This is a genomic window from Actinopolymorpha sp. B17G11 (assembly GCF_040196095.1).
Lineage (GTDB): Bacteria > Actinomycetota > Actinomycetes > Propionibacteriales > Actinopolymorphaceae > Thermasporomyces.
The window spans coordinates 1-12,435 of the sequence record NZ_JBEFTW010000009.1; the positions used below are offsets into that span (position 1 = coordinate 1).

Annotated in this window: 9 protein-coding genes; 1 reads left to right on the plus strand and 8 read right to left on the minus strand. The window is 68.6% G+C overall.

From position 1 onward, the window contains the following. A partial coding sequence (locus ABN028_RS11845) for an NEW3 domain-containing protein (protein ID WP_349696639.1) occupies positions 1-2,683 on the plus strand: 2,683 nt, incomplete at its 5' end. Between the two features lie 32 nt (positions 2,684-2,715). Here ABN028_RS11845 and ABN028_RS11850 read toward each other — a convergent pair. The 8 genes from ABN028_RS11850 to ABN028_RS11885 all read right to left on the minus strand — a co-directional run bounded on the left by ABN028_RS11850 (position 2,716) and on the right by ABN028_RS11885 (position 12,415). Further along, positions 2,716-3,261 carry a hypothetical protein gene (locus ABN028_RS11850; protein WP_349696640.1) on the minus strand — a complete coding sequence of 182 codons (546 nt, stop codon included), beginning with the start codon at positions 3,259-3,261 and terminating at the stop codon, positions 2,716-2,718. A 114-nt stretch (positions 3,262-3,375) separates the two neighbouring features. Beyond that, entirely contained in the window at positions 3,376-4,782 is a 1,407-nt protein-coding gene (locus ABN028_RS11855; protein WP_349696641.1) for an MFS transporter, read from the minus strand. Next, positions 4,779-5,612, minus strand: coding sequence for a response regulator (locus tag ABN028_RS11860; protein WP_349696642.1), 834 nt, complete (start codon positions 5,610-5,612; stop codon positions 4,779-4,781). The genes ABN028_RS11855 and ABN028_RS11860 overlap by 4 nt, the downstream gene beginning before the upstream one ends. Continuing rightward, positions 5,609-7,525 (minus strand): PAS domain S-box protein, encoded by a 1,917-nt coding sequence (locus ABN028_RS11865; protein WP_349327094.1) that lies wholly within the window; start codon positions 7,523-7,525, stop codon positions 5,609-5,611. Before ABN028_RS11865 ends, ABN028_RS11860 begins: the two co-directional genes overlap by 4 nt. Beyond that, positions 7,522-8,034 carry a hypothetical protein gene (locus ABN028_RS11870; protein WP_349696643.1) on the minus strand — a complete coding sequence of 171 codons (513 nt, stop codon included), beginning with the start codon at positions 8,032-8,034 and terminating at the stop codon, positions 7,522-7,524. Before ABN028_RS11870 ends, ABN028_RS11865 begins: the two co-directional genes overlap by 4 nt. A 54-nt stretch (positions 8,035-8,088) precedes the next feature. Further along, positions 8,089-9,495, minus strand: a complete 1,407-nt coding sequence (locus ABN028_RS11875) for a hypothetical protein (RefSeq protein ID WP_349693451.1) — start codon at positions 9,493-9,495, stop codon at positions 8,089-8,091. 54 nt (positions 9,496-9,549) lie between these two features. Next, positions 9,550-11,121, minus strand: coding sequence for an ArnT family glycosyltransferase (locus tag ABN028_RS11880; RefSeq protein WP_349327099.1), 1,572 nt, complete (start codon positions 11,119-11,121; stop codon positions 9,550-9,552). After that, positions 11,111-12,415: a glycosyltransferase gene (locus tag ABN028_RS11885; protein WP_349327100.1), complete on the minus strand. Its 1,305-nt coding sequence runs from the start codon at positions 12,413-12,415 to the stop codon at positions 11,111-11,113. The genes ABN028_RS11880 and ABN028_RS11885 overlap by 11 nt, the downstream gene beginning before the upstream one ends. Positions 12,416-12,435: the final 20 nt, after the last annotated feature.

The following is a 12,435-nucleotide window of genomic DNA, read 5'->3' on the forward strand; positions in this document are numbered from 1 at the left end:
CGTCGCGGGCCTCGTCGACGACCACCGCTACCGACTCCGCGCCGACCCGGACCGCGGCGGCGGACTGACCTCGCTCGTCGACCTCGACAGCGGTCGGGAGCTGCTGCGCGGGGTCGGCAACGAGTTGCTGCTCTACGACGAGTACGCCACCCATCCCGACTTCGGCGAAGGACCGCGCCACCTCATTCCGCGCGGTCCGGTGGTCGGGTCGGCGACCACGCCCGCCACGGTCCGCCGGGAGATCGGGCCGTTGGGTGAGCGCCTCGTGACGACCGGAACGCTGGACGTGCTGTCCTTCGAGCAGACCGTGACCCTGTGGCACGGGGTGGATCGCGTCGACTTCCGGACAAGGGTGCTCGACCATCGCGGCGCGGACAAGCTGCTGCGGGTGAGGTTCCCGGTCGACCTGCCGGGGGCGTTGCCGATGTCGGGGGTCGCGGCGGCGGTCGTGGGACGCGGTTTCGGCATGCCCGACGTCGACGCGGCCGAAGCGCCGTGGACGCTCGACAATCCCGCCCACACGTGGTTCGGACTGGGTTCGACCGCACGGGTCTCGCTGGTCGACCCCGACGGCAACCGGCTCGGCGACCGGGCGCTCGGCGTCGCCGAGGTGGTCGTCGGTCAGGTCGGTGCCGCCGCCAGCGCCCGCGACCTGGTCGTCGCTCTCGCCCGCGTCGGCGTCACCGCGACGACATCCGGTGCGCAGTGGGCGAGGTACGGATGGCTGTCGGTCGACTCCAACCTGCCTGACTTCCGGATCGTCCTCGGCGGCCCGGACGAGAACGCCATCGCGCGGGAGCTGCTGGCCCGGTGCGACGCGAAGTACTCCGCCGAGTTCGACCGGCAGCTCGAGGCGACCGGACGGGTGCTGTTGTGGGTACCGCCCGAGCAGCCGCTGCGGGCGGTGTGGCGGCCGAACGCCGACCTGCGCGACGTCCGGGCCCTGCCCGCACTGCTCGCCGTCGGCCCGGTCGACTGCCTCGTCGCCGACCTCGACGACGCGGCGATCGAGGCGGTCGGGCTCGACGTCCCCCTTGAACCGCTCACCGATGCCACCGTCGCCCTGATGACCTACGGGCTGCCCGGGTTCGCCGTCGACCCGACGGGGGCGCTGCACCTGTCGCTGCTCCGGTCCTGCACCGGTTGGCCGTCCGGCGTCTGGGTCGATCCGCCGCGCCGGGCGGCACCGGACGGGTCGGCGTTCCAGCTGCAGCGGTGGACGCACGAGTTCTGCTACGCCCTCGTGGCGGGTGACGGCGACTGGCGCGCGTTGGCGCTGCCGTCGCGCGGCCAGGAGTACTGCACACCACTGCACGCCCGCGCCCTGCCCCGAGGGGCGCCGCGTACGGTTCCCCACTCGGTTCCTCGTGCTGAGCGGCTGCCGGGGCGGCATTCGCTCGTCCGTATCGAACCGGCGCGGGAGGTCCTGTTGAGCGCGGTCAAGCCGACCGGCAACCCGATCGCGACCGGGAGCGCCGGCGGTTCGGATCCCGTGCGTGGGATCACCCTGCGGCTGGCCGAGAGCACCGGGCTCGGGCGCCGCGCCACGATCGGCGGTGCCCTCGGGCTCACCGACGCGCGGCGGGCCAACCTGCTCGAACGCCCACTCGAGCCGACCGATCTCAGCCTCGACCTCGCCGGCTTCGAGGTGGCGACCATCGTGGCCATGCCGGTGGACGCCGCCACACCTGACACACCTGGCACACCCGACGCAGAGATGCTGGGGCCGTCGGCCGAACGGCCACATGCCGAGTACGCCCGTTACTGGCTGCACAACCGTGGTCCGGCGCCGATGGGATACCTACCGGTGACCGTTGCCGTGTCGCCGCGCTCACTGCCCTGGACCGACGGTGGTCCGCTGGAGATCGAGGTCGTGCTCGCGAGCCAGCTGCGCGACGCGGCCCATGAGAGTGCCGTACGGATGCGAGTGCCCGCGGGATGGACGGTCGATCCGGCGGAACAGGCGTACGAGCTCCCCGCCGGTGGGCACCTGCGATTCGCGGCGACGGTGACGCCGGCTGAGGATGCGGAGGAGGGGACGTACTTCGTTGCCGCCCAGATCTCCTACGCCGGTACGCCTGTCGAGGACATCGCCACTGTCGTTGTCGCGGCCGAGCGGGGACGCCGGCGCGACTCCGTCGTACCCATCCCCGAACCGAGGTCGGAGTCCGCACCCGCTTCCCGCGTGCCGGCGTCGGCAGGGACGTCCGTAGCCGCGTCCGGGTCCTCAACCGGTGAGGCGGTGGACGCCATGCCGACCGACGAGACCGCTGTTCTGACAGACCGGGTTGCGGCGCCGATGGACGGGAGTGGAGCGGCTTCCCATCCCACGGCCGGCCGTGGGACCGGACTGGTCGTCGATGTCGTGGACCGTGAGGTCGTGGTCAGTCCCGGCGCCCGCGCAACGATCGCCGTGACGCTCACCAACCAGACGCGCGACGAGATCCGCGGTGAGGTCCAGCTCGTCTCGCCGTGGGGCACCTGGCACGCGATTCCCCAGTCCCTGACGGGTTTCAGCCTGCCGGCGCGGGCGCGGACGATCGTCGACTTCCCGGTCGTCGTACCCCCTGACGCAGAGCCGGGTCATGCGTGGGCGATGGCGAAGGTGATGTGGTTCGGCCGCTGCCAGTACGCGCCGACGGTGCGGTTCGTGATCGCCTGCCGCGCGGCTGTTCGCCGCTGAACTTCTGCCGACGCCGACGGGTGCTCGGGTCGTCACAGTCCTCGTCGTCCACGCCCGCCAACCCGTGCGTGGGCGCCGCCACGACGCCTCGGACTGGGCCGTCGGCGTTGGAGCATCCTGCTGGCGGGAATGCAGAGGAGCACCCCGGCGTACCACCAGAACGCGGTGTCCAGCCCCATCTTGGCGACGTCGATCTGCGTGGCCAACTGTCCCGGATTCGCCTGTAACTCCTCGACCGCGGCCCGGGTCGCGACGGTGGCGCCGCTGTCCAACCAGCCCCACGGAAAGCCCAGCCCGCGATGGTAGGCGTACATGCAACAGACGTCCTCGCGGACAACCAACAGGCTCAGGAACAAGCCAGCTAAAGCGACCACAACCGTTGCCAGCCACGCGATCCGGCCCACCCGGCGAGACGTGAGACCCACCCAGGTCAACAGGACGCCGCCCGCGCACAGCACGAGGCCGAATGCCAGGTCGTGAGGTGGTGTCGGTGGAATCAGGGCGAGTGCGCCGAAGCTCGCCCCCGAGACACCGACGAGGACGAGAACGACGGTTCGCAGGAGGGCGGTCGGAGGCATGCGGGTCAGCCTGCCAGGTGGTCGCACCCGCGGTGACGGGTGAGTGCGCCCGCCCACGCCAGCTCGGACCGCGTGGCTGCGGGTGTCAGTGGTGCAGCACTCGAGGCGAACGGCTCAGAAGTGCGGCCTGAAGTGGTGGTGTATCGGCCGCTGCTCCGGTGCCGGATCACGGAGCAGCAGGATGCAGATGAGGCCGCCGACCAGGGCGGCTGCGCTGAGGACGACGAAGGCCGTCTGGTACGGCGGAGCCGTCGGGACCCTCGCGGACTCGCTGCCCGCATGGATGATGACCCCGAGCACCATCGTCCCGGCGGCCGCCCCGATCCACCGCACGGTGAGGACGAGCGCGTTGGCGTCGCCGCGCTCCTGCGCCGCGACCGCGTTGCTGAGCCCGGTGAGCAGGGACGTGAACATCGGGGAGAACGACGTGCTGAGGAGCAGGAGCCCTGGCAGCAACAGGATGTAGCGCCTCTCGTCAAGGAAGGCCGCCAGCCATCCGAACGCGACCGCGGTCGCGAAGTACCCGAGGATCGCCGGCAGGCGGGCCCCTATTCGGTCCGTCGCCCGGCCGGCGATGACGTTGAACGCCGGGGCAGCGAGCATCGAGGGAACGATCGCGAGGGCAGCAAGCAGCGGCCCGTATCCCAGGACGTGCTGGAAGTAGGTGGCGGCGTAGATGATGTAGCCGGTGATGACGAACTGGGCGGTGAACATCGTGAGCACGATCCCGCACAGCACGCGGCGCCGCAGCAGACCGACGTCGAGCAGCGGATGCGGCGTACGCAACTCGAGAAGGCAGAACGCGCCGAGCACCACGACGCCGCACCCGGCGAGGGCGAGCGTCGCCGCCGAGTCCCAGCCCCAGGTGAGTGCCTGCATCAGAGCGACCAGCAGGGCGGTGAGCCCTGACATCACGACGACGAGCCCCCGGACGTCGAAGCGCTCCGGCTCCCCGACCGGTCGGTCCTCGACCTTCTGCCAACCCATCAGCACCAGACCGATGCCGACCGCGGCCTGGACGCCGAACAGGGCCCGCCAGCTGACCACCTCGGTCAATGCGCCGGCCAGCAGCGGCCCGACCACGAAGACCGACACGCCGATCGCCGAGTACTTCCCGAGAGCGTCGCCGCGGCTCCGGAGGGGGACCCGGTTGGCGATCATCGCCGCACTCGCCGGGTAGAGCGTCGAGGCGCCGATGCCGGCGACGGCAATGCTGGATACCAGCCAGAAGAAGCCCTGGGAGACCGCGGCGGAGAACGAGCCCAGGGCGAACACCGACAGGGCGACCAGCAGCACGTTCCGGTGCCCGTAGTAGTCACTGAGCCGCCCCCCAGCGGGCGCGAACAGCGCCAGGGTCAAGAAGAAGGAGTTGACGACCCACTGGGCTTCGGCCGACGACAGGCGTAGTTCCGCCGCGATCGTCGGCTGAACGACGCCGAGCACCGTCTGCCCGAGGTAGCAGCTGAAGAATGCGAGACCGCCGAACCAGAGGGTCCAGCGATTCAGCTGCACTGAGATCATGGGCCAGATGGGCCAGATGGTCCAGATGTGCCGGAGGGGCCCGGCGGCGGCACTGCCTGGCCCGGTCCGGCGTCATCACCGGGGTCGGTCGAGTGGTCGCTGCCCTGTGCCGATGCGGCCTTGACGACGGCTTCCAGTTTGGACCGGGCGTGGAGCTTTTCCAGCACCCTGCGGACGTGGCTGCGTACCGTCGGATAGGCGATGCTCAGCTGGGCCGCGATCTCGCGGTTGGTCAGGCCCTTCGACATCAGGTCGAGGATCTCGCGTTCGCGGGCGGTGAGACTTCCCAGCTGCTGCGCCCGGTCGGCTTCCCGTCGTACCGACTCCCGGCTGCGCGCCAGGAGTTCGGCGAGCCGGGGCGCGGGGATGAGCATCTCGCCGTCGGCGGCCCGGCGTACCGCCTGGACGATCTCCTGCCCGGTGGCGGTCTTGATGAGGTAGCCGGACGCGCCGGCCTCGACCGCCGCCATCATGGCCTGGTCGCTGTCGTCTGCGCTGACGAAGATCACGACCGCATCCGGGCGGGACGTACGAATGCCTGCCGCCGCGTCGACCCCGGTGCCGTCCGGAAGCCAGAAGTCGACGACCGCGACGTCGACAGGAGACTCGGCGGCGAGCCGGGTGGCCTCGGCGACAGTAGGTGCCCAGCCGAGGACCCGCAGGTCGGGATGCTCGGCCAAGAGCGCCACCAGGCCCTCGGCCACCACTGCGTGGTCCTCGACGATGAGGACCGAGATGATGGCGTCGGGCGGCCCGGCGTCAGGCGGCGGCCCAGGTGCAGGTGGCGGCCCAGGTGCAGGTGGCGGCCCAGGTTCGGGCGATGTGCTCACGTGGCGCCTCCGGCGAGCCCCGACTCGCGTGGGACCCAGAACTCCACCGTAGTACCGGCTCCGGGTGCGCTCTCGATCCGGCACCAGCCACCCACGATCTCGGCCCGGTCGCGCATCAGGGTGAGGCCGAGATGACCGGGCTCGGTCTCGGCCTCCAACGGGTCGTAGCCGACGCCGTCGTCGATGATCTCGACCAGGCAACCGTCGTCCACGCCGCTCAGCCGCGCCAGCACATGGGACGCCTGGGCGTGCAGGCGGACGTTCATCAGGGCGTCCTGGGCGATCCGGTAGATCAGCACCCGGGTCTGGGTCGGCGGCTCCTCCTCGAGTCGGTTGTCCAGTTCGTACGCCACCCCGGTCTCGGCGCGGAGCTGCTCGAGATAGGCGCGGAGGGCCGCGACCAGCCCCTCGTGCTCCAGCGCTGGAGGGCGGAAGTCGAAGATCATCCGGCGGAGACGGTCGGCCGCGAGCCGAATCGTCTCCTCCAGCTTCGTGAGCACCCGCAGGTCGTCCGGGTCACTGAGCCGGCGGCGCAACTGCTGCAGCCGAAGGGCCGCCGCGGTGATGACCTGCAGGCTGTCGTCGTGGATGCCGGCGGCGATCCGGAGCCGCTCGCGTTCCTGCGCGCCCACCAGGTCGACGAGAACGTTGCGGTGGTCCTGCCCGGCCGCTCGCAACACCTCCACGCTGTGTTCGAGGACGGCTCGCGACCCCGCGGTCTCGGTCATGTCGCGGATCGACAGGACGACCTGGACGCCTTCCTCGGTACGGATCCGGCCGATGCTGACGTCGACCGGGACCTCGGTGCCGTCGCGCCGCCGGCCGACCAGCTCGAATCCCAGCGGGGCCGCCACGCCACCGTCCTCGGCCGGCACCTCGTCGCTCTCCTTCCGGTAGATCGTGACCGGATGATCGGGGAGCAACGTGTCGACGGTGCGTTCGAGCAGGTCCTCGCGTGGATAGCCGAACAGCCGTTCCGCGGCTGCGCTGACCAGCTTGATGGTGCCGGAGTCGTCGACGATCACCGTGGCATCCGGCGAGGCCTCGAACAGCTGCTGGTACCTCGCCTCCGCCAGGCTCAGCTCGCTCAGGTCGCGGAGGATGACGGCGACGCCGCGCTGTCCGTGGGGCATCAGGCTCGCCGAGACCTCGACGGGGAACGTCCCGCCGTCCTTGCGACGCCCGGTGGCGGTGAAATGCGCCTCCGGTCCGTACTCCCCTGGAGGTTCACGGCTCAGCAGCCGGTAGATCAGCTCGTCGACGGGCTCGCCGCCCCGGGACAGCGGCACCAGGTTGGTGATCGGTTCACCGATCAGCTCCGCCCGGCGGTAACCGAACAGCTGCTGGACCGGCGCGTTGATCATCTCGATCGCGCCGTTGGCGCCGACCAGGACGGACGCGGCGCGGATCCGGTCGAGGAGCTGGCGTAGGACGTTCGCGCTCTGCAGGGTCGCAGCGCTCGCCCGGCGCTCGGTCTCCAGGTCGCGGCGGAGCAGGTTCAGACACTCCTTCGCGAGCGGCAGGGAGATGCTGACCTGGCCGCGGGCGGCGCGGGCGATCCCCTCGATGATCTCCTCGTCTGCGATGCCCTTGACCAGGTAGCCGGTCGCTCCGGCCGCCAGTACCTCGACCGCAGCACTCGGATCTTCGTACGCGGAAAGCACGAGAACCGACGTGGTCGGCGTACGGTCCTGGATGGAACGGATCGTCGCGGGCGCATCGCCCCCTGGCATCCGCGCGTCGAGGACCACGACCCGCGGATGGTCCCTCGCCGACAGCCGGACGACATCCGGATGGCTCACCGCCTCCCCGACAAGCTCGAGGCCGGGCTGCCCGGTGATCAGGTCGGCGAGGGCGTCGCGGACGGCGCGGTCGTCGTCGGCGATCAGGACCCGCGTCGAAGGTTCGGTCATCGGGCCCCTCCGCTGTCTTCGGCTCGGCCGACCTCGGCCGATCCGCCGACCTCACCGGATCCGCCCCAGCCCTGGGGAACGCCGTACCGCGTGATGGCTGCCTGCAGTCCGGAGACCTCCATGCGGTCCGGTTGCCGTGACGCAAGCCACGGCAGGCCGCTCGCGACGGGGCCGATCAGGGTCTGGTAGTGGTGCTCGTCTACCCGGTCGCTGGCGGCCACACCGGCCGCGGCGTCCCAGACAGCCGCCCAGAACGCCCAGTCGGTCGAGCCGTGCCGGCGGGCCACGGCCATCGCCTCCCTCCGGGCGAGCCCGGCCGCGTCGAGGATCGCCCGCCGTTCCGTGAGCGTCGTCGCGGCACCGATCGCCGCCCAGGCCGCGGCCCGATCCTCACGCGGCCGCCGCTTCCACAGCTCGACCACGCTGTCGATCTCCCGACTGCCGAGCTCGCCCAGGTGGGAGATCAGGTGGATCACCCCCCGCGTGTTGGGTCCGAAGACATCGGTCATCGCCGCGCTCCCTCCGGCCGTGCCAGTCAGCTTGCGTACGCAGGTGCGGCGAGGTCACCGCCGGAGGTCCTTCGGCAGCTTGTACTTCGGCTGCTTCGGGATCTGCACCATGCCTTCGGACTTGTCGACCTTGACCGAAAGCTTCCCGACGCCGCCGCTGCGGGCGCCGATCATCTGGAACTCGACCGACTTCTCGACGTCGGACGGGATCATGTACTTGCCGGCGGCGACCGCCTTGCCCTTCGAGTCCACGCGGAACGCGGAGACCAGCTCGTCACCGACGTAGACGTGGACCGCCTCGTTGGGCGCGAACCCCTTGGCGTAGAAGTTCATGACGGTGCCAGGCAGGCCACCCCACGTGCTGCCCCGGACGACCGGCATGTACTGCTGGGCCAGGAAGCCCGCCTTCGCCGAGGCCCGGCTCTGTTCACCGGTGAAGATCAGCGTCTGCCGGCCCTTCAGGTCGAACGGCACCTTGAAGGCGATGTTGCCGATCGACCCGTCCTCGTCGGCCCGGACCGTCATGACCGGCATGCCACCGGCTTGACCGAGGTAGCCGAGGACCCGCTCATTCGGGGCGAAGCCCTTGCCGGTCACGTGGATCGTCTCCGTCGCGCGGGCGCTGAACGGCTTGGTCAGCACCATGGGGTACTGCCTGAGCAGTTGGAACGGCGCCATCGCCGTGGTCTTGCTCTTCGCACCCATCAGGATGACGGTGTTGTCGCCGACGGCACCGACGCCGACGCGGAGCGACTCGTGTTGCAGCTTGCCGTCCGGGTCGGCGCGCAGAACCTGCGACGGCGTGCCGGTGAGGCGTCCCCAGAAGACGTTGATCTTCTCGTTGGGCAGGAAACCGTCCGCGTCGACCGTGAGCGGTGTGCCGGGCTTGCCCACCTGGTCGCTGAGCTCCACCAGGCCGACGCCGGCCTGTGCCACCAGTTCGGCCTTGGCGACCTTCTTGGTGCTGCCGACCTGGGCCAACGTGACCGACTGCTTCTTGCCGGAGTTGCCGGCTCCGACGGGGTAGGTGAACTCGGCGTCGATGACGCCGTACTTGTTCGCCTTCTTGGTGGCCATGATGGTCGCCCGGCCCTTACCGCTGGACAGCATCACGTTGACGCGGGCACCCGGGTCGAACCCGGAGCCGTTCACCCCGACCTTTCCGCCGGGCCGTGCAAGTCCGGGATTGAGGACCGCGACCGGCCCTTCCCCGATCGGGACCTTCTTGCCGTTGAACTGGACGATCTTGGTCGGCTGTTGGGCCGGAGGCTCCTTCGTGGTCGTCCCCTCGCGGCCACCCCCAGTGATGTTCAGCGGGCTGGGACCAGAACCGCCGAGCGGGATCAGCGATCGCCCGAGAGAGATGACGACCAGCGCTGCGACTACCACGATCAAGGCGCGCTTCCAGGACCGTTGCGGGCCTTTGGATTTCTGCGGCCTCTTCGATGTCGTCGTTTTCATGTCGTTTACTCCCTGCCAGGTTTGGTCGCCCGTGAAGACGCACCCGGTTGTTTCCTACTGAATCTCGTAAACCTCTAGGTGGATGTCGCCGCGATGCAACTCCCAAACCACCCGGCCGTGGTTGTCGATCGCGTCGAGCATGTATTCTTCGACTCCGCCGGCGTTGTTACGTTCCATCGCCGCGCGCATCTTGTTGGACATCACCACGTAGTCGATGTTCTGCCACTTGCCGCCGAACACCTTGCCCCGCACATCAGGGTCGGTCGCCGCCTTGAAGTGCGAGTGTGCGTACTTGTAGTAGGGCTTGCGGTCGTGCAGCGCCGTCCACATCTCGTCGTCGATGATGATGCGGGAGTTCGGTGGGATGTTCGCCCGCACCCATTCGTACTGCGCCTGCTGGAGAGGCGTCACCGAGAGCTCGTAGAGGTCGTGTGGTTTCAGGTTGCCCTCGGTGTTCCGGACGACGAAGTACCCACCTGGCACAACCAGTGCGAACGCGATGATGATGCTCGTCAGGCCGATCCGGAAACCACGTGGTACGGAGCGCATGAACGTGCCGTACAGCACCCCCGCATTCATGGCGAAGGCCATGACCAGCGGCACCACGTAGAAGTCCAGGATGACGCTGCCGCGCGCCATGTAGAAGCCGTAGCCCAGCGTCATCAGGGCGCTGACCAGATATCCGGGACGGCGATCGCGGTCGCGCGACCACAGCCACAGCACGATGAACGTCGAGATCAGCCCGACGAGGGGGAGGACCGGATCGCGGGGGAGCCAGGTGTTCTCGAGCAGTTCGTAGAACAGGCTCCGGCCGCTCGGGCCCACCCGGTTGACCTGCCACCACATCGTGTAGAGGAGCGAGACGTGGTCGGTCGGCTGGCTTTCGAGATCGAAGTTGAAACCGGTCGGCAGCAGCTCGTTCTTGAGTTGGGCGAACAGGAAGTACCACGTCACCGGAATAACCGAGGCGAACCACCAGAACGACATGAGGAAGCGCCGGTTTCGCCGCCCGCTGGCGCGCCGGTAGACGAGATAACCGATCGCGGGTGCGAAGAAGATCGCGTTCTCCTTGGTGATCATCGCGATCCCGAACGCCAGACCCGCCGCCATGGCCGGCACCAGCCGGTCGCTCGCGCGAACCAGGAGGAACGTCGCCAGCAGCAGCCAGAAGACCATCAGGTTGTCCAGCAGCACCTGCCGCTGGTAGTAGACCGCGAGCGGAGAGACGTTGAACAGGAAGCACGCCATGAAGGCGCCCGAAGCACTGCCGGAGAATCGCCGGACGATCTCGAACAGGAAACCCACGCTGGCGACGTGCGCGACGAGCATGAGGACCCGGATCGTGTCGATCTCGTTTCCGAACGCCTGGAACTGTCCGGGCAGGACGTTCGCCCACGCCGCCATCGTCAACCAACCCGCGGGCGCGTGGTCGTAGAAGTAGGTGTACGGCGAGAGCGCGCCCTGGCGCAGCACCGACCAGGCCTGTTGGACATAGATGCCTTCGTCGGTGATGTGCAACGGATACTCGAAGAGGTGGTATCCGTGCGAGATTGCCCCCATGACCAGCGACAGGACGAGCAGGAGCGTGCTCGGCCGCCGCAGGTCGAAGGCCCGCTTAGGCGCCACTGCTCACCTCCTTCTCGACCACGTCGTCGATGGGCGTGCGGTGCGCGCCGATGTGCTGGGTCTTCTCCCAGTCGCGACGTCCGGCGAGGTGTCGGCGAAGTGCACGGATGGAGGCGTAGGCGAGTACCAGCTGGTAGGGAAGCCAGGTGAAAGCCATCTTCACGACCGTCCACGGCGTCGCCTTCAGGCCGTGCGCCTCGGTGAACTCATAGAGACCCACCACGGCGGTGATGAAGTGTGCCGTGAGCAGGAGAACCGGGACGAAGGTCAGCAACGCCACCGGAACCGGTGTGTTCACGATGAAGATCGTCAGGAACGCCAGCGGCATGTAGAGGCCGAGAAAGGCCTGCACGTACGGAAAGGACAGTGTGTAGAACGCGAGTGCCCGCTGGTGGAAGGTCGGCATCTCCCGCCAGGCGCCCTGGCTCAACGTCTGCATGAAGCCCTGGTTCCACCGGGTCCGTTGCTTGATGAACTGTTGCAGCGTCGGCGGCGTTTCCTCCTTGGTGACGTACTCGTCGTCGTAGATCACCCGGATCCGCTCACCGAGGCTGCTCATCCGCAACCCGATCTCGGCGTCCTCGGTGAGGTTCGACTCGTCCCAGCCGCCGATGCTTTCGAGGAGTGCGCGCTTGAAGAAGACGGTGTTGCCGCCGAGGGGTATCGATCCATGCCGCGCGTGGTAGTGCAGCCTGGACTTGAACCAGAAGAAGTACTCGAGGACGTTGAACGTCGAGTACCAGTTGGACTCGTAGTTCATCAGCTGAACGCCGGACTGCACGACGTTCACCTCTTCGGTCACCATCAGGGTGTTGACGACGGCGAAGATGTCGGGGTGCATCTCGTCCTCGGCGTCGAAGATCGTGATGACGTCGCCGGTCGCCTCGCGCAGCGCGCAATTCAGCCCGTGCGGTTTGTTGATGGGCTCGTCCTCGAAGACGACCATGGCCGCGTTCACGATGCCGTCGTACCGCAGCTCATCGATTTTCTGACTCGCCTGCTCGATGGTCCCTGTGTCGTCGGCGGAACAGACGACCAGAACCTGCAGCAGGGTTGCGGGGTAGTTGCAGTGGACGACGCGATCGATCGTCCGGGCGATGACCGCCTCCTCGTGGCGGGCCGGCAGGATCGCTGTGAACGAAAGGTGCGGTTCGACCAGCTCTTCTGGTCCCTTCGCCAGCCGCTCGGCCTCCGGCTGATCCCAGGTGTAGATCATCATGTAGAGAATGTGCCCTGCCTGGAGGGAAAGAAGGATCGAGACCACTACCAGGCCGGCGAACACCAGCGATTCCATCGGACTTGCGCCCCCATATC

Coding starts and splice junctions, on each gene's coding strand:
- ABN028_RS11850 (WP_349696640.1), bottom strand. CDS start 3,261: ATGCCTCCGACCGCCCTCCTGCGAACCGTCGTTCTCGTCCTCGTCGGT.
- ABN028_RS11855 (WP_349696641.1), bottom strand. CDS start 4,782: ATGATCTCAGTGCAGCTGAATCGCTGGACCCTCTGGTTCGGCGGTCTC.
- ABN028_RS11865 (WP_349327094.1), bottom strand. CDS start 7,525: ATGACCGAACCTTCGACGCGGGTCCTGATCGCCGACGACGACCGCGCC.
- ABN028_RS11870 (WP_349696643.1), bottom strand. CDS start 8,034: ATGACCGATGTCTTCGGACCCAACACGCGGGGGGTGATCCACCTGATC.
- ABN028_RS11875 (WP_349693451.1), bottom strand. CDS start 9,495: ATGAAAACGACGACATCGAAGAGGCCGCAGAAATCCAAAGGCCCGCAA.
- ABN028_RS11885 (WP_349327100.1), bottom strand. CDS start 12,415: ATGGAATCGCTGGTGTTCGCCGGCCTGGTAGTGGTCTCGATCCTTCTT.